The sequence below is a fragment of the Ensifer adhaerens genome (assembly GCF_020035535.1).
Classification (GTDB): domain Bacteria; phylum Pseudomonadota; class Alphaproteobacteria; order Rhizobiales; family Rhizobiaceae; genus Ensifer.
In genome coordinates, this window is record NZ_CP083349.1 from 1,831,190 (window position 1) to 1,856,568 (window position 25,379).

The following is a 25,379-nucleotide window of genomic DNA, read 5'->3' on the forward strand; positions in this document are numbered from 1 at the left end:
TACACCACGGCGCCTCGATGGCGCCGTGGTCTTCAAGCCGCAAACGCAGGGGATAGATCGGCGGGATGGCCGCAGTCGATCGAATTGCGGTTCGCGGTGGCGGCAAATATTAAGACTTCGCAAATCATTTGCCCCTAAAAATCATAACCCGTAAGCAGTGATTAATATTAGGGGGTTTGCACATGCAAACGGCAAACTCGGGCAAAACGCAAACGCCCGATATCGCAGCGCAGGTAACCCATGCCATGCGCATGATGGGTGTCGCGCCCATCCCCCGCAACTACGAACTCTATTACGAAGCCTATCTCGGTTCCAATCCGCAGCTCTCCAAGGAGCTCGCGGCACTCGGCAGCCGCGCGACCCAGGAAGAACTGGATGCGATCGGCGCGCAGTATTTCAGCCATATCCACCGCTCGAACGGCATCGAGCGTGCCCATACCACGCTGGCGGCCAAGCTTGCCGAACTCGTCACCCTGTTGCGCGACGAGCAGTACGCGCTCGAGAACTACAACAAGGTTCTCGATGAGGCCTATGTCAACATCGTCAGCAAGAGCGCATCGAGCGCCGATATTCTGCGCCACGCGATCGGCATCCTGACCGAGGCGACGGCCGAGACGATGAGCCAGGGCAAGGAGCGCGTCGAGACCGTCGTTCAGAAGTCCTTCGAGATGGAGGTCATCCGGCAGGAACTCGACGAGTACAAGCGTATCGCCAACACGGATTCGCTGACGCGTCTGGCCAACCGCCGCGCCTTCGACGACAATCTGGCGGCCGTGTACAACAATGAGCACCTGAGAAACTACACCGGCCTGCTCGTTGCCGACATCGACCATTTCAAGAAGGTCAACGACACCTTCGGCCATCCGGTTGGCGACAAGATTCTCGCGACCGTCGGCGGCGTCCTTCGCGCCAACCTGCGCCGCGAGGCTTTCGTGGCCCGCACCGGCGGCGAAGAGTTCGCTATCATCCTTGGCGACAGCACCCAGGAAGAATGCCTGCAGATCGCCGATCGCATCCGCACGGTTCTTGCAGCAACGCCCTTCCGGAACTCGAAGACCGGGGTCAATTACGGCCCGATCACGCTTTCCGTCGGGGTTTGCATGGCGACGGCGGCCGATGATCCGGTGGACCTCTACAACAAGGCCGATATCGCGCTCTATTCGGCCAAGAATGGCGGGCGCAACAAGACCGTTCTCTTTGAAGACGGCATGCGCAAGGAATCAGGTCGCAACTGGCTGATCTATCGACGTTGAGCCACGGGCAAGCCCTTCGATAAGACTGAAAATAAGCGCCCTTCCCGGGCGCTTTTTTGTTGTCCAGGGTTGGAAGAAGTCAGTCGCCTGAATGTTCAGCGGCGGTCGGCTAGCGGCCGCAGGCATCAGCGTCGGCCGCCCGCGCGATCGCGATCATTTCCGGCCGATATTCGAAATGCATCGTGTCGAAGTGGTACCAGCGTCCGCCCCAGATGAAGCCGTGTTTCTCGAAGGTCTCGACAATAGGGAGCGGATAGCGGTTGCGATAGCCCGGTGCACCCTTGCTCTTCCCGGTCCAGCGCCAGTAATCCGCAAAACCCGTGTTGAGATCGATAGCTGCGCCGAAGCTGTGGACCGATAGCGTGGTAGCGCCCGCAATTGGCCGCCAGTTGAAGGTGCCGGCACTTGGGCTGAGATAGCGCTTGAGTGCAGCATGGTGCGAGAGATCCGCAGCCACGGCCTTCAGCGCCGCCGCGGCTCCGTGCCTCCTCGTCACCGGCAGCCGTTGGCCGAACCAGTCGACGGTAACGAGATCCTGCCGGACGACCGCAGCGCTACCGCCGTAGAGCCGTTTCATCAGTGCTTCGCTGCGTATCCGCCCGGGGTCGAAATCGACGGCCGGCGGCCTTGCGCAGGCGCCCAGCGGATAGGTCTGCAACAGGCTGTCCTCGATATCCGCCGCGGCCAGCTTTTCGGCATGGCTCTTCGTCCTGCCGTCGTCGATGACAACAGCGGGGACGCCATCCCGAAGAACCAGGGTGTTACCATCGATCCGCTCGATCGCATCCGGGTAGGCTGCAGCCAGCAGGCCCAGCTTCTCCGATAGCGACGGATCGGCGGCTACAGCCCTGCCGGCCAGGAAACCGAGCAGGAGTGCACCTGTCAGAGCATTCCGCTGCACCCTCACCTCCGCCCGTGTGCTTCGCTGACCGTGCCGGTCAGCCCGGACGGCAGCCTACCACATGGTCTTGGCGGCGCGCTCCGGCCATTCGCGATCGTAGGTGTCGCGATCGAAATCCGCCTTGGCGGCCTTCAGCAGGGTGCCGGGCGTCGGCAGCAGGGCCGGATCGAGGAAGCGTTTGGGGTTCCAGAGCTGCGCCCGCATCACCGCGCGAGCGCACTGGAAATAGACCTCGCCGATCGTCACGACGATGACGCTGCGCGGGTGTTTGCCGTCGACCTCGAAGCTGTCGGTAAGCGCCGGATCGATGCTGAGGACCGCGGTACCGTTGATACGCATCGTCGTATTCGAGCCAGGAATCAGGAACATCAGCGCCACGCGCGGATCGCGCACGATATTGGCGAGCGAATCGACGCGGTTGTTGCCGCGCCAGTCGGGAAGCAACACCGTGCTGTCATCGGCGATCCGAACCACGCAATCGTCGTCGCCGCGCGGCGAACAGTCGAGCCCCTCCGGCCCGACGGTCGCGAGCGCGCAGAAGGGCGAAGCCTCGATCATCAGCCGATATTCCGCCGTCAGCGTCTTGGTGACCTTTGCCACCGAAGCTTCGCTGACACCGCCATAGAGCGCGTTGAGTTCCTCGACCGAGGTGATGACCGACATGCCGTCCTCCAATACCGAAAGATCTCCGGATCATGGTAGGGCGCGGATTGCGCGGGGGTTCCGGAGGCTAATGCGACCCTTTCGACCGATAGCATGACAGTCTGATGACGGCAGCAACGAAAAAGTGTCAGGCGGCGGCTTTTTGATCTTCCGCGTGTATGAAGGCATTGATCCGCGCGATGACCGGAGCGGCCGATACGATACGTCGGTGGCCGAAGCCGTTTGCCCAATGCATCTCGACATTCGGCCCCGCCGCGGCGTAGCGGCGGGCGTGATCGGCCGCGACCTCCTTGTCGTCCTCGGCATGGATGATCAGCGTCGGCACGGCGAGAACGCCGATAATCCGCGCGGCGTCGAACTCCTCGATGCGTCGGCCGGAAAGACGCTCGACAACCCCTTCGAAGGCGGCCTGCGTCTTAGGCGCCAACCGAAGAATTTTGCCGAAGCCTTTGAAAAGCCAGGTCATCTCGCTCGGCGCGCCGATCAGCACCAGCTTCCGCGCCACATGGCTGCGCACGTCGCAGACGATGCCGCCGGCTGCACAGGCAAGGCTCGCGCCGCCGAAGGAATGCCCGGCGCAGACGTCGAAATTGCCGAAATGCCGCCAGGCAGCATCGATCGCCCTCACCGCGGCCGGCATGGTGAGCGTTCGCCCGGGCGAGCCGCCATGACCCGGCCAGTCGAGCGTCACCACCTCGGCTCCCCCTTTGACCAGACCGTCGATCATCGCCGCCAGATAGTCGCTTCGCGATCCCCAACCGTGCACGAGCAAAATGCGCTTGGCATTCGCCGCCCCATGCGGCGCCGCGAACTGCCGCGCCAGCACCCAGCCGCCGGCATAGGACAGCGTCACCGGCTTCGCCCTGGCGATCACTGGTTCCGCCGCGGCAAGCGCTGCCTTCTCCTTGGCGTTCCTGGGCTTGCGCCCGGGCGTGACGCTGAAGAGCTTGAAGGCGAGGTTGCCGGCGGCCTCTGGCGAGAACGCGGCCACGCCTTTCAGCGCGTGGCGGATGACCTTGATCGCAAAGGATGCCATAGTGGGAATCTCTTATTATGTTCAATGCTGAACATAATTGTACAACGTTGAACAAAAATCAAGTGACGAGCGAACACCATTTTCCCTGGGATCATCCCCGTTTCCGCAGTTGGATCGCCGTGGCGCGTGCCTGCCAGCTCATGCAGCAGACCTTGACGCGCGAGATCGCCCATCTCGACATCAAGCCGCCGCATCTCGACATCCTGATCAACCTCTATCGGTTCGATGGCATCTCGCAGCAGGAACTGGCCCGCAAGCTGCTGGTCGGCCGCTCCAACATGAGCATGCTGCTGCCGCAGCTGGAAAAGCGCGGGCTGATCCTGCGCCGCGGTGACGAGAAGGATAAGCGCGTGCTGCGTCTCTCACTGACGCCGGAAGGCCGCACGCTGACCGAAGCCGCCATGGAGATCCACACGGGGCTTATCGAAAAATCGATGGTGGGCGCACCGATCGAGGAATGCATGATCGTCGCCCAATCCATGGAGCGACTGATCGGCATCCTGCTCAAGGAAGAAGACGAACTGGCCTGACGACCGGACCCTGAATGCTTCGCCCTTGCGCGGCTAAGAGAGCGCGCGGTCCCTGGCGGTCAGCGTGGCTTCTCGGCCTTGTCACGCGACATGCCCTTGTCAGCGAGTTCCTGTTCGTAAGTTGCGAACAGCTCTGCGCCCTTCTCGCCAAGTTCCCGCAGATAGCTCCAGGTGAAAATGCCGGTGTCATGAAAATCGTCGAAGCCAATGCGCACCGCATAGTTGCCGGTCGGCTGCATCGAGATGATCTGCACATTGCGCTTTCCTGGCACCGTGACCCGCTGGCCAGGCCCGTGGCCCTGCACTTCGGCGGACGGAGAAAGCACGCGCAGCATCTCCGCCGAGAGATCGAAGGAAGCGCCATCGTTGAAGGTGACGACGAGCCGATGGCGATCCTTGGAGACGCGCAGCTCCGTCGGCCAGATTTCACTCATGTTGCCTGCTCCTGTTTCTGGGCTGCAAAGGCAGTGCCTTGTTTCGCCGCTTATTTCACCTTCAAACCGATTCCGGCCCAAGGATAAAGTGACGCACTGCCCTGCGGCGCGAATTACCTGTCTGATCCGATCAACACTTTGCGACAGTATGCGCCTTGACGCGACCATTCGGAGCAACGACATTGAAAGGGCTGGGAGAAAGACGCTTGAACACAGCCACGATAGACAGGATCGGTGCACGACCGATCGAGCAGAGAGCCGCTCCGATGATCGACCCCTTCGGGCGGGCGATCACCTATCTGCGCGTGTCCGTCACCGACCGCTGCGATTTCCGCTGCACCTATTGCATGGCGGAGCATATGACCTTCCTTCCGAAGAAGGATCTGCTGACGCTCGAAGAATTGCAGCGGCTCTGTTCCGCCTTCATCGAAAAGGGCGTGCGCAAGCTGCGTCTCACGGGCGGAGAACCGCTGGTGCGCAAGAACATCATGTTTCTGGTGCGCGAACTCGGCAAGGAGATCGAGGCCGGCCGTCTCGACGAGCTGACGCTGACGACCAACGGCTCGCAGCTTTCGAAATATGCCTCAGAACTCGCCGACTGCGGCGTCAAGCGCATCAACGTTTCGCTCGACACGCTCGATCCGGCAAAGTTCCATCAGATCACCCGCTGGGGCGACCTCTCCAAGGTCATGGAAGGCATCGATGCGGCTCAGGCCGCCGGCCTAAAGGTCAAGATCAACGCGGTCGCGCTGAAGGGTTTCAACGACCAGGAGATCCCGGATCTCATGCGCTGGGCCCACGGCCGCGGCATGGACCTGACGCTGATCGAAACCATGCCGATGGGCGAGATCGAGGAAGACCGCACCGACCATTACATGCCGCTCTCGGAAATGCGCCGGCAGCTGGAAGAACAGTTCACCTTCTCGGACATTCCCTATCGCACCGGCGGCCCTGCCCGCTATCTCGAGGTTGCGGAGACCGGCGGTCGCCTCGGCCTCATCACGCCGATGACGCACAATTTCTGCGAAAGCTGCAACCGCGTGCGCCTCACTTGCACCGGCACGCTCTACATGTGCCTCGGCCAGAACGACGCCGCCGACCTCAGGACGGCGCTGCGCGCCTCCGAAGACGACGCCTATCTCAGCCAGGTGATCGACGAGGCGATCGGCCGCAAGCCGAAGGGCCATGACTTCATCATCGACCGCGAGCACAACCGCCCCGCCGTCGCCCGCCACATGAGCGTCACCGGCGGCTGATCTTCCGTTTTTCTGAGCAAGATGGCTTGCCGGCAGGCGGCCCCTCTTCCGCCTGCCGGCACCTTCTCCCTCATCAGGGGAGAATCGTGAGGAGAAATCTTCGTCCCCCTCACGGTATTCGCATGGATATCCAGAGAGCCCGGCCGCGACCGCGGCGGAGATCGAAGGTCTCCCGCCGCAGGCATCTCTCCGCCTTTGGCGGAAGGGGCAAGGAAGGGAAGCCATCCGGGCCGGCAACCAGTGTCCGCCGGGCCGGATGCACTGACGTTCAAGCCGCGTAGCTGCGACGGCCCTGCGCCTGCGCGCCGATGCCATCTGTACCGGTGCGGAAGCGCTCGATCTTCTCGTTGAGCATCTCCACCTGCCGGCGCAGCCCATGGATCTCGGCGGTGTTCTCCTCGACCATCGCGGCATTCTGCTGGGTGATCAGTTCGACCTCGTGCACGGCCGAGTTCACCTCGTTGAGGCCGGTATACTGATCGGCGGCCGATGCTTCGATGTTGCTGACGAGATCGTGGATGGTGGTGATATGGCTGTTGATGACGGTGAGCGCATCCCCGGTCTCCTGCACGAGGGCCACGCCGCTTCTCACCTGGGCCGAGCTTTCGGAGATCAGACCTTTGATCTCGCGGGCCGCCCCTGCGCAACGCTGGGCAAGCTCGCGCACTTCCTGTGCCACCACGGCAAAGCCGCGTCCGGCCTCGCCTGCCCGCGCCGCCTCGACGCCGGCATTCAGCGCCAGGAGGTTGGTCTGGAAGGCGATCTCGTCGATGACGCCGATGATCGTGCTGATCTTTTCGGAGGAACGGTTGATCTCCGCCATCGCGTCGATCGCCTTGGCAACCACCTGGCCGGAATGCTTGGCGTAGGAATTGGTCTCGCCGACTGAGACGGTCGTCTTGCGCGCGCTTTCCGCGGTGGCCCGGACGATCTCCGTCAGTTGCCGAAGCGCCCGCGAGCTTTCCTCAAGTGCTGCCGCCTGTTGCTCGGTGCGCCGGGCCAGATCGTCGGCCGAGGCCGCGAGGTTGCCGGTGCCGCCGGTGATCTCGCCGGTCACGACACGCACGTCGGCAAGCGTTGCGCGCAGCGCCTCGACGGCGTTGTTATAGGTGCGCGCCATGATCACGTAGTCGGCCGGCAGGTCTTCGGCCATGCCTTCCTCGAGGTTGCCGTCGGCCAATGCGGCAAGAACGTCCGAAAGGGCATTCAACGCCTGCATCTGCTCAGCCTCGACCCGGGCGCGTTCGGCCGCGCGGCGTGCTTCCTCTTCGGCCGAAAGCGCACGTGCCGCTTCCGCCTCGCGCCCCAGCCGCACGTTTTCGACCGCATTGTCGCGGAAGACGGCAACCGAGCGCACCATGTCGCCGATCTCGTCGCCGCGGTTGCGGCCCTCGATGGCGACGTCGAGATCGCCGCTGGCAAGCCGCGTCATCGTTTCGGTCACGCGCTTCAGCGGGCCACGCAGGGTTTCAACCAGCATCAGGCCACCGATGATGGCAAGCAGCGTACCGGCAATCATCGCGACGATCGAAACATCGGCCGAGCGCTGGCTGTCGACCTTGCCGGCCTCCTGCGCGCTGCTGACGAAGCTTTCAAGCGTCGTGCTGGCGGTGGCGACAAGCACCGAGGCTTCCGCCTTGGCGGCCTGCCAGCGACCGCCGACGTCGATCAGGGCTGCGGTGCCCTTGTCGATATTGTCGAGCGAAGGTCCGAGATTCGCAGGCAGATCACGGAGCGCCGCGTTCTTCCCACCGAGTTCGCCGAGCTTGGCCGCCGTTTCGCGAACCGCCTGGATGTCGGCCATGACCGGCTCGCGGCCGGCCGCATCGAGCTTGCGGTGCAGTTCGCTGATATGCAGTCGGGTACTGTCGAGCCCCTTGAAGGTATCGCCCATCAGCGCGATCAGGGTCTTCAGTTGTGAAATCTCGGCATCCATGCCGACGAAGCGCTTGGCCGCCGTATCCGAGTTCTTGGCCGCTTCCTTGGCGAAATCCGCCTCGTATTTCGAGAACTTGCTGAGGATCGGCACGAGCGCGTTCTTCTTTGCCTCGCTGTCTTCGGCGCCGGAAAGGATCGCCTGAACCTTGAGCGCCTGTTCCTTCACTTCCGCGATCGGCGCCTGCACCTTTTCCGAGGCGATCTTCTCCGCCTCTTCGATCTGCTTCAGGAGATGCGGCAGCAGCTTGTTCGCCTGGTCGATCTTGGCCTCGGGGTTGACGGCCATGGTCACCGGCAGGCGAAACTTCTTGATGCGCTCGGCCAGGCCCTGATAGGCGGCGGCATCGAAGAGCAGCGCCTTGGCGAAGGCTTCCTTCTCGCCGGATTCCTTGCGGATGATGTCGATCTGCTTGTAGGCGCCGTTGCCCTTTTCGGTCATGTCGGCGAGCGCTGCCTCCAGCGATGCCGTCACCTGGTCTCGTTCGAGCTTGGTCGCCCAGAGCTTTTCCGTCTGGCTGCGCATCGCATCACCTAGCGCTAGCACCGAGGCGATCTCCGCCTTGTCCTGATCGCGCGTCAGCAAGCCGTCGAGCGCCTTCACGCCGCTTTCCTGCTCGTCGATCTGGCTCGACAAAGCGGTCCGCGTTTCCTCGCTCGGCGCATCCGAGAAGGCCTGCAGCGCACTGCGCAGCGCCTGGAAATCCGAGAGATTGTTGATGGTTTCCCGTGTCACGGTCATGTGACCGTTGAGCGTGCGGGCGGTGAAGAAGCCAATGAGACCAATACCGGCGATCAACGCCACCAGTGGAACCACGAAGAGCAGAACCTTGGTGACGATCCGCAAGCGTTGCAGCAGGCGATCGATGAAAGACATTGCGCACCCCTGATTATTCTTATGGGAAGCAGGCCCGCGCGGCGGCTTTTCTTGGTGGAAACACCGATGGAACGCTTGCCGTAGGCTCTCCCAAGCCTTGGGCAGACATCCCTGGAATGGCCACCCTGCAAGGTTTACTGCGGTGCCACCCCGCCGATCGCGTCATGCGAATGGATGCGGAATTGCGGCGACGATAGGCAGCGAAACTTAAGATTCCGCGAATAAGCTCATGTTCGCCGGCGGTGCTTTATCTGCCAGCCGCAGTCTTCCGGGCAATTGAATTCGCCCGCAGCGGACCGTTCTACTTGCGCTGAAAGAAAAACCGCCGTCGGGTGCGAACCCGTTTGCACAAGCGGGCAGCCAATGCTTAAACATTGGGCGATCCATCCCGTGGATTCGCCTCCCCATTCGTCGACAGCGTCAACCGCTTTCCGGCGCCGCAGGACAGCAAGCATGCAAGCCTCCACCAACTTCCGTGGCATCCTGTTCATGTGCCTGGCGATGGTCACGTTCTCCTGCAACGATGCCCTGGTCAAATCGGTCACCGGCGCGATGAATGTGGGCCAGATCATCTTCGTGCGCGGACTGCTGACAACGCTGATGGTGGTGCTCGCCGCCTGGCAGTTTCGGGCCTTCCGGCCGCTCGGCACGCTGATGAAACCGGTGATCCTGCTGCGCATCGCCATGGAGGCGCTCGCCTCGGTCACCTACATCTCGGCCCTCGGCCAGATCCCGCTCGCCAATGCCTCGGCGATCATGCAGGCCCTACCTCTGGCGGTCACGCTCGGCGCGGCCCTTTTCCTTGGCGAGCCGGTCGGCTGGCGCCGCTGGACGGCGATCATTGCCGGCTTCATCGGCGTGCTGATCGTGCTCCGGCCCGGTCCCGAGGGTTTCACACCGGCAGCACTCACGGTCGTCGCCTGCGTCTTCGTGACGGCGACCCGCGATCTCTGTACCCGTCGCATCGGCCACGAGGTGCCCTCGCTTTACATCACCGTGTCGACTTCCCTCGTCACCACCATCGTCGGCGCCCTCCTCATACAGCCGATGGGCGGCTGGCAGCCGATGTCGGCCACGACCTTCGGTCACATCGCCGCGGCAAGCGTGCTCCTGATGCTCGGCTACCAGACGATCGTGCTAGCAATGCGCGCCGGCGATATTTCGGTGATCGCGCCCTTCCGCTACACCAGCCTGATCTGGTCGATCGCGATCGGCATCTTCTTCTTTGCGGAAGTGCCGGATCACTGGATGCTGGTCGGCGTTGCGGTCATCATCGGCTCGGGCCTCTACACCTTCTATCGCGAGACGCTGCGCGGCCGGAAGGCCGTCGCCCAACGTTCGCTGACCGGCCCGCTGGAATAGGAGCTATCGGATGCCGGAAACCAGCCCCTCGCCTCTGATCAGCGGACCGCTGCCCGCCGTCATCCTCGCCGGCGGATTGTCGCGCCGGATGGGAAGCCCGAAGTCCGATCTTCAGCTTGGCGGCCAGACGATGCTGTCGCACATCATCGCGCGGCTTCGTCCCCAGGTCACCGGCATCTCCGTCAACCTCAACGCTGCACCGGCGGACCCCATCGACGGCAATATCCCCATTGTCGCCGACACGATACCGGGCTTTCTGGGTCCTCTCGCCGGCGTGCTGACGGCCATGCGCCACGTCGCGGCGACGGCGCCGGACGCAAGCCATGTCGTCGTCGTCCCGACCGATACCCCGTTCTTTCCGGATGATCTCGTGGCGCGGCTGCTCGGCGCCCTGACCCAACGTCAGCAGATTGCCGTCGCGGCATCCGTCGGGCAGATGCATCCGCTGTTTGCGCTTTGGCCGGTCGCGCTTGCGGACGAACTGGAGCATTGGCTGACGAACGACCCGAAGCGCCGCGTGCGCGCCTTCATCGAACGCCATGCCTCGGTAACGGTCGATTTTCCTGTCACGATGACGCCGAAGGGCGCTTTCGATCCCTTCTTCAACATCAATACGCCTGAGGATCTCACCGAGGCGGAGCAATGGTTGAGTTTCTTTAAGGATAGCAGAGCATGAGCACCATGAAGATCTTCGGCATCGCCGGCTGGAAGAACTCCGGCAAGACCGGATTGATGGTACGGCTCGTCACCGAACTGACCGGGCGCGGCTATGTCGTTTCCACGGTCAAGCACGCGCACCACGACTTCGACATCGACAAGGTAGGCGCCGACAGCTACCGCCATCGCGAGGCCGGCGCTCATGAGGTGACGATCGTCTCCGGCACGCGTTTCGCAATCATGCACGAATTGCGCGGAGCGCCCGAACCTTCCTTCGAGGATATCCTCGCGCGGCTTGCCCCTTGCGATCTCGTGCTGGTCGAAGGCTACAAGCGCGAGCCGATCCCGAAGGTCGAAGCACGCCGCCTGGAATCGGCGAACCGCGAACCGCTTGCCCCCACCGATCCGCACATCTGCGCGATCGCCGCCGATCATCCGGTCGCGGGCATGGATCTTCCGGTCTTTGATCTCGACGACACAACAGCCATCGCGGATTTCGTCGAGAAGGTGACGGGCCTGCAGCGCAAGGGCACTTCTTCCTGACCAGGGGTCACGGCTGCGGGGCCTCATGATACGCTTTCGGCAGCCCGTCGAGCAACTGCTGCGCTTTCTGCATGCCTTGTACGGCCGCCTTGGCGTACCATTTCGCGGCAGCTGAAAGATCCTGCTCCACGCCGCTTCCTCTGGCATAGGCGATGCCGAGATTGAATTGCGCGTCGGGATTCCCCTGTTCGGCAGCCTTGCGAAACCATCTGGCGGCAGCCACAGCGTCGATCTCAATGCCAATGCCGTTGAGATAGGCCATCGCGAGGTTGTACTGGGCCAAGGCATAGCCTTGATCGGCAGAGAGCCTGTAGAGCCGCGCCGCTTCCTTCAGGTTCCTCTCAAGACCCTGGCCGTTGGCGTACATGGCCGCCAGATTGAATTGCCCCTTGGGATCTCCGCGCTCGGCGAGCATCAGGAACCAGCGGTGCGCTTCCGCGTAGCTTTCGGCGACGCCTGCACCCCTCAAGTACATGAGGCCGACATTTACCTGGGCCTGTGGGTTCCCCTGCCTTGCCGCCTTCAGGAACAACTGGAACGCCTGAGCTTCGTTCTTCTCGACGCCTCGACCCAGCATGTAGAAGATCGCCAGATCCACCTGCGCCGAGACCATGCCTTGATCCGCCGCCTTGCGGCACCATCTCGCAGCCTCCCGATCGTCGCGCCCGACGCCGAAGGCGCGCACGTAAACGCTGCAGAGCATGTTTTGCGCGTCCTTGTTGCCGGCGTCCGCAGCCGGCCGGAGCCAACGAATGCCCTCCCTGGCGCTGACCCGCCCGGCCCCGCCGTTGAAATAGAGCCGGCCGGCATTGGCTTGCCCATCCATGTTCCCCTGCTCGGCCGCACGCAGATACCAACGCAGCGCTTCGGCAAGGTTGGGTTCGATGCCAGCGCCTTTTTCGTACATGAATCCGAGATTGTACTGCGCACGGGGCTCCCCGGCGATCGCCGCTCGCGACGTCCACCGATATGCCTCCGCGTCATCCTTCAGCGTACCCTGCCCCTGAAAATAGGCGATGGACAGATTGTGCATGGCCGCAACCAGCCCCTGCTCCGCCGCCTTGCGATACCATTCGAAGGCCGCGACCGGATCGCGCGTCGTGCCGCGCCCCTCCTGAAACATGTGGCCGAGGTTGTATTGGGCTGCGGCGTAGCCCTGGTCTGCTGCGAGCCGGTAGTAGGCAATGGCCTGCGCGTCGTCCTTGGTGACACCCAATCCCTGTTCGTAGTGAACGCCGAGATTGTATTGGGCGGCCGGCGTCTTCTGGTCGGCGGAACGCCGGAACCAGCGCAGCGCCTCGGCATAGTTCTGCTTCACGCCGTCGGCACCGTTGAAATAGATGGTGCCAAGATAGAATTGTGCTTTCGGGTCGCCGTTCTCGGCCGCCCTCCCATACCAGCCGATCGCCTTAATGGCGTCGCGGGCAACACCTTCGCCGGTCTGGTAGCGCATGCCGAGATCGACCTGCGCCTCGACATCGCCCCGTTGTGCGCGCTCCAGCACCTGCGCGAACGGTGGCAATGGCGTGCCGGCGCTATGGGCACGCGTCGGCAGGGAAAACTGCACCAGCAGCGTAACAACGAGCCCGAAGACGACACGTTTCATCCATCCCTCCAGAACCGGGCGCAGAGCGCACCAAGCCTATGGGGAGCCGCCAGCAACGGAAAACGGATTTCGACAGACGGCTGTTTTGCGTCGAGCAGCGGCCTTCAGGCGGACTGGGTAAACGTGGCTTTACCAGCTCACCTCGCTCCACAGCGCGCACGTGCGGCTTGCACCGGGCGCCCTCGGCGCCTCGGGTTGCTTCAACGCTGCGGAAATTTTCCGGAATGAGCCGCCATAGGTCCGTCAGTTCGTCGCGCCGACAGTCATTTCGTCCGGAATATCGTTGAGACGGACGAAACTGTAGCCTTTGGCCTTGAGATCGAGAATGCCGCGCGCGACGCCGGCACCGGCGGAATGGGTCGGCTGGTTGATATGGGCGATAATGACGTCTCCGTCCTTGGCCGCGCGAATGCGCTTCTCGGCAACGGCGGCACCCAGCAGCGAGCCGCCGTCGCCGTTCACCGAGTAACCGGCGATGCGATAGCCCATGGCGCGGATCTGGCTCATCGACGAATGGGTGTACTTGGCCGTCGCGCCGCGGAACCAGCGCGGCGCCGGCAAGCCATGCGCCTTGATCGCCGTCGCCCCACCGTCGACCTCCGCCGCGACCGCCGCCTCGGAGCCGGCCGCAGCAAGACCGTAGACCGAGACCTTCACATCGATCGGCGGCACATGCATGGCGCCATGATCCTCGATCTCGAAGAGGTCCGGATGCGCCTTCATCACCTCGACGACAAGCCCGTTGCGCTTCAGCCAGCGCGCCGTCACGAAGATCGTCGCCGGGATGCGATTCTCGATCAGCGTGCCAAGGATACGCATGTCGGTCGCACCGCTACAGGCATCGAGCGTTATCGCGACGCGCGGCGTGCCGCTCTTTCCGGCCGGATTGGCAGGCAGGTGCAGATCCGGCTCCACAAGCCCGGGCGCGGCGGTGGCCGATTGGGCGAACATGGCGATGGCGAGAAGCGGGAAGACGACGGCTTTCATGGCAATCCGGGAAATGAATATTTGAGACGATATTCGAACGACAGAAACCCGCCTTTTGCGAGGCGGGATTTCACTGCATGTGTCCTTAAGTCGTTACGGATCTGAAGAAACGCGCAGCATTCAAAACGCGACAGCGCCGCGCACCTCATGAGATGCGCGGCGCTGTAGGCATTAGACAGGCAGTCCTGCCCGAAGCTTGATCAACGCTGGGCGACCGGGCGGACCAGCGGCGTGACGCGGCGTATGGTGACGCGGCGGTTCTGCTGCTCGGCTTCCTGGGTGCGAACCTTGAGGAAGCGTTCGCCGTAGCCCTGCGTCACCAGGTTTTCGGCCGGAATGCCGTAAACCTCGGTCAGGAGCGACGCCACCGATTCGGCGCGCTGGTCCGAAAGCACCAGGTTCGACCGGTCGGAACCGACGGCGTCCGTGTGGCCTTCGATGAAGAAGGTCTCGCCCGGATCCTTGGCCAGCACCTTCTCCATGGCGGCGGCGACGCTACGCATGGTCTTGGCCTGCGACATCGACACCTCGGCACTGCCCGTCGGGAAGGTGATGGTGTCGAGGTCGATGCGCCGCACCTTGTCGCGCAGACGAGCGGAGTGCCGGACTTCGTCCATCGTGTAGACGCGCTCGACCTGTTCCACCGGCGGTTCGGCCAGGAAGTCGTAGTAGTCGCGGCCCGGATCGTCGGAAACGTCGGCGATGTAGTCGCGTACCGGGATGCGCAGGCGCATCGGCGGCAGTTCGTAGCCGACGTCGACAATGGCCGGACGCGGACCTTCGTCGCGCTCGGGCGCGTAGATCATCAGATATTCGTTGCCGTCACGATCGACGCGCGAGCGCTGCAGAATGTCGCCGTAGCGATTGTAGACGGTGACAATCCGGTAGCCGCCCGGACGCAGGATGGTTTCGCGGGTACGGCCACGCGGAAGCTGATCGTAGTAGGTTTCTTCCGCATCGCGACGCAGGCGCGGGCGATCGTCACCACGAACGAAAATCTGATCGCCGACGCCGAGAATGACGCGGTTGTCAATTTCCTGCACGACCTTCACTTCGGTCACGTTGTTGGTGATGTTGTTGACCGTCGTGTTGTTGTTGATCACCGTGTTGTTGATGACGGTGTTGTTGACGATGTTGGTCGTCTCCGGCACCACGAAGACCGGCGCATCGTCGACACGCGTGCCCTTTTCCTTGAGATTCGCCTCGATCTTCTGCGGCAGGTCGGCTGGGATTTCGGCAGCGATCGCAGCCTGAGCTGCAGCATCGTCTGCCGGCGGCGCAACGTTTTCTTCCTGGGCGCGCAGCTCTTCGCGCAGCTTCTGGCGCTGTTCGCGTGCCTGGTTGCCACCGGTGTTGTCGGCATCCTTGTCGCTGTCGAGCACGGCGGCGCCGTTTTCAACAGGCAGAACCACGGTCTCGTCGGTTGCCGCCGGGTCTTCGGCGATCTTCACCTTTTCTTCCTCTGTGCGGGTGTCGACCACTTCCGGAGCCGGCTGCTGAATCTGCGGCTGCTGCTCGGCAGTTGCCGGCTGTTCCGCACCGGGTACGGGCTGGCCTTCGCCGGTCTGCGGCTGTTCGGCACCAGGCACCGGCTGGCCTTCGCCAGTCTGGGGCTGCTGCTCGGTCCCAGGCGCAGTTTCCGTCGGTGCGGGCTGTTCGCCCGCCTTCTGTTCTTCAGCAGCCTTCTGCTCTTCAGCAGCCTTCTGCTCCTCGGCAGCCTTCTGCTCCTCGGCAGCCTTCTGCTCCTCGGCAGCCTTCTGCTCTTCGGCAGCCTTCTGCTCCTCGGCAGCCTTCTGCTCCTCGGCAGCCTTCTGCTCCTCGGCAGCCTTCTGCTCTTCGGCAGCCTTCTGCTCCTCGGCAGCCTTCTGCTGGTCGGCAGCCTTCTGCTCTTCGGCAGCCTTCTGCTCGTCGGCAGCCTTCTGCTCGTCGGCAGCCTTCTGCTCGTCGGCAGCCTTCTGCTCTTCAGCAGCCTTCTGTTCCTCGGCAGCCTTCTGCTGCTCAGCGGCCTGTCGAGCGGCCTCTTCCTCGGCGGCCTTCTGCTGTTCGGCTGCCTGGCGGGCAGCCTCTTCCTCGGCGGCCTTCTGCTGCTCAGCGGCCTGTCGAGCGGCCTCTTCCTCGGCGGCCTTCTGCTGCTCAGCGGCCTGGCGAGCGGCCTCTTCCTCGGCGGCCTTCTGCTGCTCAGCGGCCTGGCGAGCGGCCTCTTCCTCGGCAGCCTTCTGCTGCTCAGCGGCCTGGCGGGCAGCCTCTTCCTCGGCCTGGCGCTGCTTCTGCAACAGCAGCTCCTCGTCAGACTGACCACCGCCCTCCTGTGCAACCTCGAATGGCTTCATCAGGCTATCGGCGACGGCAGGCGGAACCGCCACGGACACCGACAGCACCGGCAGCGCGACGGTTGCAAACAGTTTGGATCGAATCGACATTTGTCTTCCTTCCTCTTCTCGGGAGGTCCTGGTCCCGCATCCTCTTCCCGGTATATGACACGCCGAAGAATGGATACGAACTTGAATACTCACGGGGCCTTGGCCCAAGGTTCCGGCTTTTTTGTGTTGCCCGCGAGACGCGCCGTCAAGCGCGACGCCCGCGCCACGCGCCGGTTCCTTGATAAGGGCTAGCGGAGGCAAGATTAACCGCCGCTGAACGCACCGTTCATGTACATTGCGCGGTCCGCCATCACAATCTGCGGTCGAAATCCGATTCCCGGTGAGGACCTTCGCTTTCCTGTTGATTTTTACTGGAAAAGAGTACGAATATCGCCACAACCGGAGGCAAACGCCCCGGTCGAAATTGGTGTCCGTGAAAAAAGAAAAAACCGGACATCGACCAACAGAGAGGACTATCATGCGTATTTCCAGACGGCTGGCAGCCGCCGCATCGGCTGCCGTTTTCGTGCTCATGGCAGGCTCGGCCATGGCAGACGGCGAAAAGGTCGTTATCGGCACGGAAGGCGCCTACCCGCCCTTCAACAACCTGGAAGCGGACGGCACGCTGACGGGCTTCGACATCGACATCGCCAAGGCACTGTGCGCGGAAATGAAGGCCGAATGCACCTTCGTCACGCAGGACTGGGACGGCATCATTCCGGCACTGATCGCCAAGAAGTTCGACGCCATCGTCGCGTCCATGTCGATCACCGCCGAGCGCAAGGAAAAGGTCGACTTCACCAACAAGTACTACAACACGCCGCCGGCAATCGTCGTTCCGAAGGACTCGCCGATCACCGAAGCGACCGAAGCAGCACTTGCCGGCAAGACGCTCGGTGCACAGGGCTCCACCACCCACTCCAACTATGCCGAAGCGCATATGAAGGGTGCCGAGATCAAGCTCTATCCGACGGCTGACGAGTACAAGCTCGACATCGCCAACGGTCGCATCGACGCCGTCATCGACGACGTCGTCGTGCTCTCCGAATGGCTGAAGTCGACCGACGGCGCCTGCTGCAAGCTGCTCGGCACGCTGCCGATCGACCCGGTCATCAACGGCGAAGGCGCCGGCATTGCCGTGCGCAAGGGCGACGACGCGCTGCGCGAAAAGTTCAACAAGGCGATCGAAGCGATCCGCGCCAACGGCAAGTACAAGGAAATCAACGAAAAGTACTTCCCGTTCGACGTTTATGGCAGCTGATTGACGGGATCCGACACGATTTCCTAGTGAATCATGTCGGAGAAACGTCAGTTCATGCGAAAAATGCAACGGCGGATGGCTTGCCCTTCCGCCGTTTTTGTTTGACAAGAGCCTAAAACAAAGCGCGATCGATACACACAAAAACAGCGCAAAGGGGAACATTCTGACATGAGCGGGTTATTTGCCGGCTTCTATTCCATCCTCTCCTGGATAGGATCGATCGTCGATCCATTCTGCGGCCCGGTCGGGGTCTTTACCTGGCTGGCGCCCGGCACCTTGCTGGCCTGCGGCGATACCGGCTGGGGCGACGATATCGCCTACGGTTTCGTCGTCACCGCGAGCCTTGCCATCGCCACCCTGCCCGTCGGCCTGCTGATCGGCTTCTTCATCGCCCTCGGCAAACAGTCCGAAGAGCGCACCGTGCGGTTGGCAACCAATATCTACACGACGATCTTTCGGGGCCTCCCGGAACTCCTGACGCTCTTCATCGTCTATTACGGCCTGCAGATCCTCGTTCAGCAGTTGCTGGCCTCGCTCGGCTACGAGGGCCCGGTCGAGATCAATGCCTTCTTCGCCGGCATGATTGCGCTCGGCGTCGTCTTTTCGGCCTATTGTTCGGAAGTGCTGCTCTCCGCGTTCAAGGCCATTCCTCATGGCCAGTACGAAGCCGGTGACGCCCTTGGCCTCCATCGCGGCAGAACCATTCGTCTCATCATCCTGCCGCAACTCGTGCGCATCGCATTGCCCGGTCTTGGCAATCTCTGGATGGCGCTCCTCAAGGATACGGCCCTCGTCTCCGTCGTCGGCCTGACGGATATCCTGCGCCAGACCGGTGTTGCAGCCCGCGTGACCAAGCAGGCCTTCGAATTCTACGGTGTCGCCTGCGTGCTCTTCCTGATCCTCGCGATGATTTCCTCGATCGTCTTTGCGAACCTGGAACGCTGGACCAAACGTGCGGAGATGGGCCGATGAGTGCTGTTGCAACGATGATACCGCCGCAAGCCCCGCCTCCGGTTCCGCCGAAGCCTTACACGCTGACCCGCTTCGTCGGCAGCGTCGCGCTCGGCATCTGGCTGGCGCTTGGCGTCGGCATCTTCCTGACCGTCGTCGGTGGCTGGGATCCGGAGAAATTCGCGAAATACGGCCCGCGCTTCCTTTCAGGCCTCGGCGTGACGCTGATGCTGGTCTCGATCTCCATCGTCTTCGGCGCCATATTGTCGCTGCCGATTGCGTTTGCCCGCATGTCGAAGAACAAGTTCTGGTCGTGGCTCGCCTACTGCTATGTCTACTTCTTCCGCGGCACGCCGCTGCTCGCACAGCTCTTCCTCATCTATTACGGTCTCGGCAGCTTCCGCCCGCAGCTCGAAACGGTCGGGCTGTGGTGGTTCTTCCGCGATGCCTGGAACTGCGCGCTCTTCGCCTTCACGCTCAACACCGCAGCCTACCAGGCGGAAATCCTGCGTGGCGCAATCGAGAGCGTGCCGCGCGGCCAGCGTGAAGGTGCAGCAGCCCTTGGCCTGCCCGAGCGTGTCTCCTTCTTCAAGATTATCCTGCCGCAGGCGATGATCGTTGCGCTGCGCCCCTACGGCAACGAAATCATCCTGATGATCAAAGGCTCGGCGATCGTCGCGATCGTCACCGTCTTCGACCTGATGGGCGAAACCCGCTACGCATTCTCCCGCACCTTCGACTTCCAGATGTATATCTGGGCAGCCATTCTCTACCTGATCATGGTCGAGATCCTGCGCAACATCTGGAGCCTGCTGGAAGCGCGGCTGACACGCCACCTCAAGCGATAGTTCCGCTTTTGACCAATGACGAAGCTTGGCAGCACTCTCCGTGAGATGCTGCCAAGCTTTTGTTATTTCTTACGAAAGTTTCATTTCGGAGCAAGTATTAGCTCTTGATTAAGAAATCGAGCGTTTCATCATAGAGACCAACCTTTGCGAGAAGTGAGGTCCTAATGACAAACGAGATGGAACTTCAGCTTAAAGGCTATGGCCTGACGACGGCCCAGATCCTCTACCACATGCCGGATCATCCGACCTTCCTCCAGACCTATGTCTGGCAGCACTACGACATCGCCCCGGACTTTCCGGAGATGCGCAGCTTCCTGAAATTCTGGCAGGAAAAACTGGATGGCCCGCTGCATTCGGTGCGCTATGTACATCGCAAGCTGATCTCGGCGACGGAATGGCGAGCGTTGAAGGGCGAGTTCATCGTGCACTGAACCGCCGATTGAATCTGAGGAGCCAAGGGGACGGACTTCAGTCCGGCCACCACCCTTGCGATTGGCAGGCTTTGAGAACCGCGTGCTCAGGACCGTGAGCGCGACACCGCCTCAGACATGCACCTCCCCATGCGCCAGTTCGCCTTCGCGCGGTTCCTTATGCAGCGAGCCGTAGAGCACCAGCGCATAGAACAGCAAAACACCAACGATCACCGGCCAGCCGGACAACGGACCGAGCGCCGCATTTTGGGCGACATCGGCCCAGGAGCGCACATGACCGAAGGGCTCGCCATTGGTCGAAATCTTCGGCGAGGAAATCTTCAGCGTCCAGGCAAGCAGCAGGATCAGATACATCCAGCAATAGTTGCGCTGCAGCCGCCGGCAGACTGCCTCGCGGTAGCTCATCAGGAAGGCCGGTTTGCGCAGGCTCTTGCCGATTGCGATTGCCCAGTTGAGGTTCGGGGTACCATCCGGCGAAAGTATCTGCGCGAAATAGCCCCGCTCCAACTGCCTGACGCGCGCCCGGTAGACATCGAAGAAGCGGTACCGCCGCGCCTCGATCAGGAGCAGCAGCGTAATCAGCAGCATCGCGAACAGCAGCACGCTGTGGTGCGACGACGGGGTCGACAAGGAAACGGACAAAAGCGCTGCGACGACGGTGATCGCCCAGTTCGAGGTTCGGTCGATGCGATCGCGCCATCCCGCCATACGGCCCATTTCGCCGCGATAATAGTGCACGACCGCGTTGATCTGCTCCTGTGAGGTTTGCGGCAGCGGCGGCCCCTTCGGCTCCTTGATTTCGGTGCCAAGGATCAGCGGACCCAGTTCGGCGGACATCGGCATTCCCTCCGTCTTTTCTTATGCTTACGATCATGACTCCAATCGCTTCGCCGATAAATCCCAACCCGGGCCGGGCGGTCGGTTTTTCGGCGCAGCACATCCTTTTGCCGGTCTCTTTCGCACGGGACGGCGATTGCCAAAGCCCATTTGCGGACGTAAGAAACGGCCATGACCCAGAAGAGCACGAAAATCGACGAGGAAGCGCTGGCAGAAGCCTACAACCGCGCCCTCTCCCTGGAAAAATCCGGCAGCTTCGATGCCGCTGCCGACGCCTATGCCGAAGTGCTGGCGCTCGACCCGGAAGACCATGGCGGCGCTGCCGTGCGCTTGGCCTCGATGGGGCGCGGCGAGACGCCCGTGAAGGCGCCTGACGCCTATGTCGCTACCCTATTCGACCAGCATGCCGAAGTATTCGACAACGTGCTCGTCGACCAGCTCGGCTATTGCGTGCCGCTCCTCGTTCGCCAGCGCCTGCAGGCGCTCGAGCTCGGCCCCTTCGACCGGGTGCTCGACCTTGGCTGCGGCACGGGCCTCACCGGCGGCGCCTTGCGTGACATGGCCGAAGACATCACCGGCATCGATCTCTCGGAAAACATGGTCGAGATCGCACACGAGAAGGACCTCTACGAGACGCTCTATGTCGCCGAAGCGGTCGATTATCTCGACGACAACGATGACGAGCCCTTCAACCTGATCGTCGCAACCGACGTGCTTCCCTATATGGGCGCGCTCGAAGCGCTGTTCTTCGGCGCCGTCGACAATCTCCTGCCCGGTGGCCTGCTGATCTTTTCCAGCGAGACGCTGCCCGCAGAAGCCTTCGCCGGCCGCGACTTCATGGTCGGCCCGCACCAGCGTTTCGCCCACGCCGAAACCTACCTGCGCGACCGCCTCGCGGCTACCGGCTTCGAAATCGTCGAGGTCGGCGACATCACCGTGCGCATGGAAGAAGGCGAACCGATCGCCGGCCATCTGGTGATTGCCCGCTTCAAGCCCTGACGGCATCATGAGAAGGGAGCATCGCGCGATGCTCCCTTCTCTCTTTTCCGCATCCACGCCATCGGCTACACCAAAGCGAAAGCAATGGGAGTATTCGGAAAATGGCAAAGGTTGCATTCATCGGTCTCGGCGTGATGGGTTATCCCATGGCCGGCCACCTCAAGGTCCGCGGCGGACACGAACTGACGGTCTATAACCGCACCTTCGCCAAGGCCGAAAAATGGGCTGCCGAATTCGGCGGTCGCGCGGCACGCACGCCGGCCGAAGCAGCCGACGGCGCCGATTTCGTCTTCTGCTGCGTCGGCAATGACGACGACCTTCGCTCTGTAACGACAGGCAAGGACGGCGCCTTCGAAACGCTTGGCGCCAACGCGGTCTTCATCGACAACACCACCGCTTCCGCCGAGGTCGCCCGCGAACTCTACGAAGCGGCGAAGGCCCGCAACGCCCACTTCGTCGACGCGCCCGTCTCCGGTGGCCAGGCGGGTGCCGAAAACGGCATTCTGACGGTCATGTGCGGCGGCGATGAGCCAGCCTTCGATCGCGCCAAGCCGGTCATCGAGGCCTTTGCCCGCATGGTCGGCCTGATGGGGCCGGCCGGCGCTGGCCAGATCACCAAGATGATCAACCAGATCTGCATCGCCGGCCTCGTCCAGGGGCTCGCCGAGGGCATCCACTTCGGCAAGAAAGCGGGCCTCGACATCGAGAAGGTCGTCGACGTCATCTCCAAGGGCGCTGCCGGCTCCTGGCAGATGGAAAACCGCCACAAGACGATGAACGCCGGAAAGTACGACTTCGGCTTCGCCGTCGACTGGATGCGCAAGGATCTCGACATCGTGCTGGCCGAAGCCCGCCGCAACGGCGCCAAGCTGCCGGTGACGGCCCTCGTCGATCAGTTCTACGGCGATGTACAGGAAATGGGCGGCAATCGCTGGGATACGTCGTCGCTGCTTGCCCGCCTCGAAAAATGAGCCTCGGCCCATCCTCGACCGCAGACGAGATCACCGCTCATCTGCGGTCGCTCGGCTCTGAAGACAATCTCGCCGGAATGGCGCGCTTCGGTATTGTCACCGAAGCCGCTATCGGCCTCTCCAATGTCGAACTGCACAAGATCACCCGGCTGGTGAAGACCGATCACCACCGAGCGCTGGAACTCTGGCAGTCCGGTATTCGCGAAGCGCGCATCCTCGCCGCTTTCACCGCCGACCCGAAAGCGCTGAAACTGGAGGAGGCGCGCCGCTGGGCGGAAGATTGCAATTCCTGGGAAGTCGTCGACACCGTTGCCGACCTCTTCGTCACCGCGCGCTTCGAGCGCGAACTGATCCCTGAGTTCGCAGCCGACGAACAAGAGTTCGTCCGGCGCATCGCCTTTGCGATGATTGCCACGGCCGCAGTCCATCTGAAGAAGGAGCCGGATGCGATGCTCATGGACTGGCTGCCGCTGATCGAGCGATATGCAACGGACGATCGGAACTTCGTCAAGAAGGCGGTCAACTGGGCGCTCAGGCAGATCGGCAAGCGCAATGCGGCCTGCCATGGTCCGGCGCTGGCGCTCGCTGAACGCCTGGCCGAAAGCTCAAGCCGCGCCGCCCGCTGGACGGGCAAGGACGCGGTCAGGGAGCTTAGGAGCGACAAGGTGCTGGCACGGCTAGGCCTTGATCCAAGCCGCGCCCGCTAGCGCAGGCGCTCAATCCTCTGAGGATTTCGCCTGGTCGATCATCATGTAATCGAGCGGCAGTTCGGTGGTGTACTTGATCTGCTCCATGGCAAATGCGGACGAGACGTCACGGATCTCGATCTTGGCGATCATGCGCTTGTAGAAAGCATCGTAGGCGGCGATATCCGGCACGACTACGCGCAGCAGATAGTCGACGTCGCCGCTCATGCGATAGAATTCGACCACCTCGGGAAATTCGGACACGACCTCGGAGAAGCGGCGAAGCCATTCCATCGAGTGCGAATTCGTGCGGATCGACACGAAAACCGTGACCTTGGTGTTGATCTTCACCGGGTCAAGAAGGGCGACGCGGCGACGGATGACGCCGTCCTCTTCCATCTTCTGGATACGCCGCCAGCACGGCGTGGTCGAAAGCCCCACCTTCTTGGCAAGGTCGGCAACGGCCAGCGTGGAATCCTCCTGCAGCAGGCGCAGGATTTTGCGGTCTAGGCGGTCCATGAAAGTCCCTCTCGAATTATTTTTCCCTCTATAGCGCGAAATTGGTGAAGATAAAGAAAATTGTTTCAGGCAGTGAGCGTCAGCACCCGCTCCCGCAGGAACGGCAGTACATCCGCCTCGAACCAGGGATTGCGCTTCAGCCAGCCGGTATTGCGCCAGCTCGGATGCGGTAACGGAAGGATGGCGGGGTCGGCGTTGCGCAACGCATAGCGCCGCCAATCCTTCACCGTCTCGGTCATCGATTTCGGGCAGGCAGACCCGATATGCCAGCGCTGCGCATAATGACCGATCGCCAGCACCAGTTCGACCTGTGGCATCCGGTCCATGACCCGCTGCCGCCACAAGGGCGCGCATTCCCGACGCGGCGGCAGGTCACTGCCATGGGCGTCGTAACCCGGAAAGCAGAAGCCCATCGGCACGATCGCGAACTTCGCCGGGTCGTAGAAGGTTTCGCGGTCCACCCCCAGCCATTGCCGAAGCCGATCGCCGGACGCGTCGTTGAAGGGCAGCCCGCTTTCGTGCACGCGAAGTCCCGGCGCCTGCCCGGCAATAAGGATACGCGCGGTCGTCGAGATCACCGCCACCGGCCGCGGCTCATGCGGCAAGCGGTCGTCGACGCCGCGCAGCGGATTGTCGCGACAGATGCGGCAGGCGGCGATATCGGCCCGCAGCCGTTCCAGGTCTGGCAGATCGTCTTCAGGCATCGGCGATACCTGCAAACAAGGCGGTCAGTTGCTCCAGTAGCCAGCGCCTGATCGTCTTGAGCCAACCATCGACCAGATGCGGCCCCTCGTCCGGATGACCATTCGTGCGGCGCCATTCCTGCGGCGCCGTGAAAGTGCCGACCCAAATGCCGCGCTGGTCTTTCTCCGCCCGCGCCTCTTCCGCCTGATAGCGCCCGTAGCTGACCGCATAACCCGACAGCACCATCTCACGACCGATATCCCGCCCACCGGCTTCGCATGTGCCGAGGTCGCGACCGTATCGATCCCGCCCATGGAAGCGGCAGCGGACGTCGCCCGCAGAAATCAGGGCTCTCAAACGATCGCGTGCCTGGCGGCCACAATCCCAGGTCTCGCCGGCGCGCTCGCAGCTCTGGTCGAGTTCCGGCGCATCGATCCCCTCGATGCGGATGCGCTTTCCGTCAAGCCGAAGACTGTCGCCATCGCTTGCGATCGCGGCTCCACGCGCCTCACCGGTCGTGGCCCGCTCCCCCACGGGGAGCTTGTCGGCATAGTAGGCGACAATCGAAAGCAGCAGGAGGATGATCCATCCGCTGAGCATGCCGCCACGCCCGGCAGATCGCGATCGGCCCGTAGACCCTCCGCTTCGCCCGCCGGTGAAGCGGTATCTCGTGCGGCCCGATTTCACGTTTCCCTGCACCTCTACTGTTGCGCACGCCGCATCCGGGGCGAGACAACGTCATAAACATCGACGATTCCAAAAGCTTAGAGACGATAGCTCATGCAATGATCG

At 62.5% G+C, this 25,379-nt stretch carries 25 protein-coding genes; 13 read left to right on the forward strand and 12 right to left on the reverse strand.

The window, feature by feature from the left end; translation table 11 throughout:
* The first annotated feature begins 182 nt into the window (after window positions 1-182).
* Window positions 183-1,253 carry a GGDEF domain-containing protein gene (locus tag LAC81_RS08950; protein WP_223727532.1) on the forward strand — a complete coding sequence of 357 codons (1,071 nt, stop codon included), beginning with the start codon at window positions 183-185 and terminating at the stop codon, window positions 1,251-1,253.
* A 109-nt stretch (window positions 1,254-1,362) separates the two neighbouring features.
* Here LAC81_RS08950 and LAC81_RS08955 read toward each other — a convergent pair whose 3' ends face one another.
* The 3 genes from LAC81_RS08955 to LAC81_RS08965 all read right to left on the reverse strand — a co-directional run bounded on the left by LAC81_RS08955 (window position 1,363) and on the right by LAC81_RS08965 (window position 3,853).
* Window positions 1,363-2,154 (reverse strand): M15 family metallopeptidase, encoded by a 792-nt coding sequence (locus tag LAC81_RS08955; RefSeq protein WP_223727533.1) that lies wholly within the window; start codon window positions 2,152-2,154, stop codon window positions 1,363-1,365.
* Window positions 2,155-2,208: 54 nt separating this feature from the next.
* Window positions 2,209-2,817, reverse strand: a complete 609-nt coding sequence (locus LAC81_RS08960) for a pyridoxamine 5'-phosphate oxidase family protein (protein WP_223727534.1) — start codon at window positions 2,815-2,817, stop codon at window positions 2,209-2,211.
* A gap of 127 nt (window positions 2,818-2,944) precedes the next feature.
* Window positions 2,945-3,853, reverse strand: coding sequence for an alpha/beta fold hydrolase (locus LAC81_RS08965; RefSeq protein WP_223727535.1), 909 nt, complete (start codon window positions 3,851-3,853; stop codon window positions 2,945-2,947).
* Between the two features lie 47 nt (window positions 3,854-3,900).
* Here LAC81_RS08965 and LAC81_RS08970 point away from each other — a divergent pair, with 47 nt between their 5' ends.
* Window positions 3,901-4,383 carry a MarR family winged helix-turn-helix transcriptional regulator gene (locus LAC81_RS08970; RefSeq protein ID WP_419195811.1) on the forward strand — a complete coding sequence of 161 codons (483 nt, stop codon included), beginning with the start codon at window positions 3,901-3,903 and terminating at the stop codon, window positions 4,381-4,383.
* Window positions 4,384-4,442: 59 nt separating this feature from the next.
* Here LAC81_RS08970 and LAC81_RS08975 read toward each other — a convergent pair whose 3' ends face one another.
* On the reverse strand, window positions 4,443-4,817 hold the full coding sequence (locus LAC81_RS08975) for a gamma-butyrobetaine hydroxylase-like domain-containing protein (protein ID WP_223727536.1): 375 nt from the start codon (window positions 4,815-4,817) through the stop codon (window positions 4,443-4,445).
* Between the two features lie 206 nt (window positions 4,818-5,023).
* Between LAC81_RS08975 and moaA the strand changes: the two genes are divergently transcribed.
* Window positions 5,024-6,073, forward strand: a complete 1,050-nt coding sequence (gene moaA, locus LAC81_RS08980; protein WP_223727537.1) for a GTP 3',8-cyclase MoaA — start codon at window positions 5,024-5,026, stop codon at window positions 6,071-6,073.
* A gap of 268 nt (window positions 6,074-6,341) precedes the next feature.
* Here moaA and LAC81_RS08985 read toward each other — a convergent pair whose 3' ends face one another.
* Window positions 6,342-8,885, reverse strand: a complete 2,544-nt coding sequence (locus LAC81_RS08985) for a methyl-accepting chemotaxis protein (RefSeq protein WP_223727538.1) — start codon at window positions 8,883-8,885, stop codon at window positions 6,342-6,344.
* Between the two features lie 453 nt (window positions 8,886-9,338).
* On the opposite strand from LAC81_RS08985, the gene LAC81_RS08990 reads away from it, so the two are divergent.
* From LAC81_RS08990 to mobB, 3 genes are read left to right on the forward strand one after another with little or no spacing between them, the layout of a single operon-like run.
* The gene (locus tag LAC81_RS08990; protein WP_223727539.1) at window positions 9,339-10,247 is read left to right on the forward strand and encodes a DMT family transporter; all 909 of its coding nucleotides are present in this window, start codon (window positions 9,339-9,341) and stop codon (window positions 10,245-10,247) included.
* Between the two features lie 10 nt (window positions 10,248-10,257).
* Entirely contained in the window at window positions 10,258-10,923 is a 666-nt protein-coding gene (gene mobA, locus LAC81_RS08995) for a molybdenum cofactor guanylyltransferase MobA (RefSeq protein ID WP_223727540.1), read from the forward strand.
* Window positions 10,920-11,447, forward strand: a complete 528-nt coding sequence (gene mobB, locus LAC81_RS09000; RefSeq protein WP_223727541.1) for a molybdopterin-guanine dinucleotide biosynthesis protein B — start codon at window positions 10,920-10,922, stop codon at window positions 11,445-11,447. Before mobA ends, mobB begins: the two co-directional genes overlap by 4 nt.
* Window positions 11,448-11,454: 7 nt before the next feature.
* On the opposite strand, the gene LAC81_RS09005 is transcribed toward mobB, so the two are convergent.
* The 3 genes from LAC81_RS09005 to LAC81_RS09015 all read right to left on the reverse strand — a co-directional run bounded on the left by LAC81_RS09005 (window position 11,455) and on the right by LAC81_RS09015 (window position 16,460).
* Window positions 11,455-13,053, reverse strand: a complete 1,599-nt coding sequence (locus LAC81_RS09005) for a tetratricopeptide repeat protein (RefSeq protein WP_223727542.1) — start codon at window positions 13,051-13,053, stop codon at window positions 11,455-11,457.
* A 243-nt stretch (window positions 13,054-13,296) separates the two neighbouring features.
* Window positions 13,297-14,040, reverse strand: coding sequence for a polysaccharide deacetylase family protein (locus LAC81_RS09010; protein ID WP_223727543.1), 744 nt, complete (start codon window positions 14,038-14,040; stop codon window positions 13,297-13,299).
* A gap of 200 nt (window positions 14,041-14,240) precedes the next feature.
* Window positions 14,241-16,460, reverse strand: coding sequence for an OmpA family protein (locus LAC81_RS09015; protein WP_223727544.1), 2,220 nt, complete (start codon window positions 16,458-16,460; stop codon window positions 14,241-14,243).
* Window positions 16,461-16,878: 418 nt separating this feature from the next.
* Here LAC81_RS09015 and LAC81_RS09020 point away from each other — a divergent pair, with 418 nt between their 5' ends.
* From LAC81_RS09020 to LAC81_RS09035, 4 genes are all read left to right on the forward strand, one after another.
* Entirely contained in the window at window positions 16,879-17,661 is a 783-nt protein-coding gene (locus tag LAC81_RS09020; protein ID WP_113539433.1) for an ABC transporter substrate-binding protein, read from the forward strand.
* A 168-nt stretch (window positions 17,662-17,829) separates the two neighbouring features.
* Window positions 17,830-18,633, forward strand: a complete 804-nt coding sequence (locus tag LAC81_RS09025) for an ABC transporter permease (protein ID WP_223727545.1) — start codon at window positions 17,830-17,832, stop codon at window positions 18,631-18,633.
* The gene (locus LAC81_RS09030) at window positions 18,630-19,460 is read left to right on the forward strand and encodes an ABC transporter permease (RefSeq protein ID WP_223727546.1); all 831 of its coding nucleotides are present in this window, start codon (window positions 18,630-18,632) and stop codon (window positions 19,458-19,460) included. Before LAC81_RS09025 ends, LAC81_RS09030 begins: the two co-directional genes overlap by 4 nt.
* A gap of 164 nt (window positions 19,461-19,624) precedes the next feature.
* The gene (locus LAC81_RS09035; RefSeq protein WP_223727547.1) at window positions 19,625-19,891 is read left to right on the forward strand and encodes an usg protein; all 267 of its coding nucleotides are present in this window, start codon (window positions 19,625-19,627) and stop codon (window positions 19,889-19,891) included.
* Window positions 19,892-20,002: 111 nt separating this feature from the next.
* Here LAC81_RS09035 and LAC81_RS09040 read toward each other — a convergent pair whose 3' ends face one another.
* A complete protein-coding gene (locus LAC81_RS09040) occupies window positions 20,003-20,728 on the reverse strand; it encodes a DUF2270 domain-containing protein (protein ID WP_113539429.1) in 726 nt (241 codons plus the stop codon).
* A 171-nt stretch (window positions 20,729-20,899) separates the two neighbouring features.
* Between LAC81_RS09040 and LAC81_RS09045 the strand changes: the two genes are divergently transcribed.
* The 3 genes from LAC81_RS09045 (at window position 20,900) to LAC81_RS09055 (ending at window position 23,405) form a co-directional block, all read left to right on the forward strand.
* Complete coding sequence (locus LAC81_RS09045; RefSeq protein ID WP_223727548.1) at window positions 20,900-21,727, forward strand: class I SAM-dependent DNA methyltransferase; 828 nt, start codon at window positions 20,900-20,902, stop codon at window positions 21,725-21,727.
* Between the two features lie 101 nt (window positions 21,728-21,828).
* Complete coding sequence (locus tag LAC81_RS09050) at window positions 21,829-22,698, forward strand: NAD(P)-dependent oxidoreductase (protein WP_223727549.1); 870 nt, start codon at window positions 21,829-21,831, stop codon at window positions 22,696-22,698.
* Window positions 22,695-23,405, forward strand: a complete 711-nt coding sequence (locus LAC81_RS09055; RefSeq protein WP_223727550.1) for a DNA alkylation repair protein — start codon at window positions 22,695-22,697, stop codon at window positions 23,403-23,405. Before LAC81_RS09050 ends, LAC81_RS09055 begins: the two co-directional genes overlap by 4 nt.
* A 9-nt stretch (window positions 23,406-23,414) precedes the next feature.
* Here the strand turns inward: LAC81_RS09055 and LAC81_RS09060 are convergent, their stop codons facing one another.
* From LAC81_RS09060 to LAC81_RS09070, 3 genes are all read right to left on the reverse strand, one after another.
* A complete protein-coding gene (locus LAC81_RS09060) occupies window positions 23,415-23,903 on the reverse strand; it encodes an Lrp/AsnC family transcriptional regulator (protein ID WP_113539425.1) in 489 nt (162 codons plus the stop codon).
* 65 nt (window positions 23,904-23,968) lie between these two features.
* Window positions 23,969-24,607: a uracil-DNA glycosylase family protein gene (locus LAC81_RS09065; protein ID WP_223727551.1), complete on the reverse strand. Its 639-nt coding sequence runs from the start codon at window positions 24,605-24,607 to the stop codon at window positions 23,969-23,971.
* Entirely contained in the window at window positions 24,600-25,187 is a 588-nt protein-coding gene (locus LAC81_RS09070) for a thermonuclease family protein (protein WP_223727552.1), read from the reverse strand. Before LAC81_RS09070 ends, LAC81_RS09065 begins: the two co-directional genes overlap by 8 nt.
* Window positions 25,188-25,379: the final 192 nt, after the last annotated feature.

Bases quoted from the DNA above. Each gene is read 5' to 3' on its own strand.
- LAC81_RS08990 (WP_223727539.1), top strand. From the start codon at position 9,339: ATGCAAGCCTCCACCAACTTCCGTGGCATCCTGTTCATGTGCCTGGCG.
- LAC81_RS09055 (WP_223727550.1), top strand. From the start codon at position 22,695: ATGAGCCTCGGCCCATCCTCGACCGCAGACGAGATCACCGCTCATCTG.
- LAC81_RS08950 (WP_223727532.1), top strand. From the start codon at position 183: ATGCAAACGGCAAACTCGGGCAAAACGCAAACGCCCGATATCGCAGCG.
- LAC81_RS08965 (WP_223727535.1), bottom strand. From the start codon at position 3,853: ATGGCATCCTTTGCGATCAAGGTCATCCGCCACGCGCTGAAAGGCGTG.
- LAC81_RS09050 (WP_223727549.1), top strand. From the start codon at position 21,829: ATGGCAAAGGTTGCATTCATCGGTCTCGGCGTGATGGGTTATCCCATG.
- LAC81_RS09035 (WP_223727547.1), top strand. From the start codon at position 19,625: ATGACAAACGAGATGGAACTTCAGCTTAAAGGCTATGGCCTGACGACG.
- LAC81_RS09015 (WP_223727544.1), bottom strand. From the start codon at position 16,460: ATGTCGATTCGATCCAAACTGTTTGCAACCGTCGCGCTGCCGGTGCTG.
- LAC81_RS09005 (WP_223727542.1), bottom strand. From the start codon at position 13,053: ATGAAACGTGTCGTCTTCGGGCTCGTTGTTACGCTGCTGGTGCAGTTT.
- mobB (WP_223727541.1), top strand. From the start codon at position 10,920: ATGAGCACCATGAAGATCTTCGGCATCGCCGGCTGGAAGAACTCCGGC.
- LAC81_RS08960 (WP_223727534.1), bottom strand. From the start codon at position 2,817: ATGTCGGTCATCACCTCGGTCGAGGAACTCAACGCGCTCTATGGCGGT.
- LAC81_RS09010 (WP_223727543.1), bottom strand. From the start codon at position 14,040: ATGAAAGCCGTCGTCTTCCCGCTTCTCGCCATCGCCATGTTCGCCCAA.
- mobA (WP_223727540.1), top strand. From the start codon at position 10,258: ATGCCGGAAACCAGCCCCTCGCCTCTGATCAGCGGACCGCTGCCCGCC.
- LAC81_RS09060 (WP_113539425.1), bottom strand. From the start codon at position 23,903: ATGGACCGCCTAGACCGCAAAATCCTGCGCCTGCTGCAGGAGGATTCC.
- LAC81_RS09025 (WP_223727545.1), top strand. From the start codon at position 17,830: ATGAGCGGGTTATTTGCCGGCTTCTATTCCATCCTCTCCTGGATAGGA.
- LAC81_RS09045 (WP_223727548.1), top strand. From the start codon at position 20,900: ATGACCCAGAAGAGCACGAAAATCGACGAGGAAGCGCTGGCAGAAGCC.
- LAC81_RS09040 (WP_113539429.1), bottom strand. From the start codon at position 20,728: ATGTCCGCCGAACTGGGTCCGCTGATCCTTGGCACCGAAATCAAGGAG.
- LAC81_RS08975 (WP_223727536.1), bottom strand. From the start codon at position 4,817: ATGAGTGAAATCTGGCCGACGGAGCTGCGCGTCTCCAAGGATCGCCAT.
- LAC81_RS09020 (WP_113539433.1), top strand. From the start codon at position 16,879: ATGCGTATTTCCAGACGGCTGGCAGCCGCCGCATCGGCTGCCGTTTTC.
- LAC81_RS09070 (WP_223727552.1), bottom strand. From the start codon at position 25,187: ATGCTCAGCGGATGGATCATCCTCCTGCTGCTTTCGATTGTCGCCTAC.
- LAC81_RS09065 (WP_223727551.1), bottom strand. From the start codon at position 24,607: ATGCCTGAAGACGATCTGCCAGACCTGGAACGGCTGCGGGCCGATATC.
- LAC81_RS09030 (WP_223727546.1), top strand. From the start codon at position 18,630: ATGAGTGCTGTTGCAACGATGATACCGCCGCAAGCCCCGCCTCCGGTT.
- LAC81_RS08985 (WP_223727538.1), bottom strand. From the start codon at position 8,885: ATGTCTTTCATCGATCGCCTGCTGCAACGCTTGCGGATCGTCACCAAG.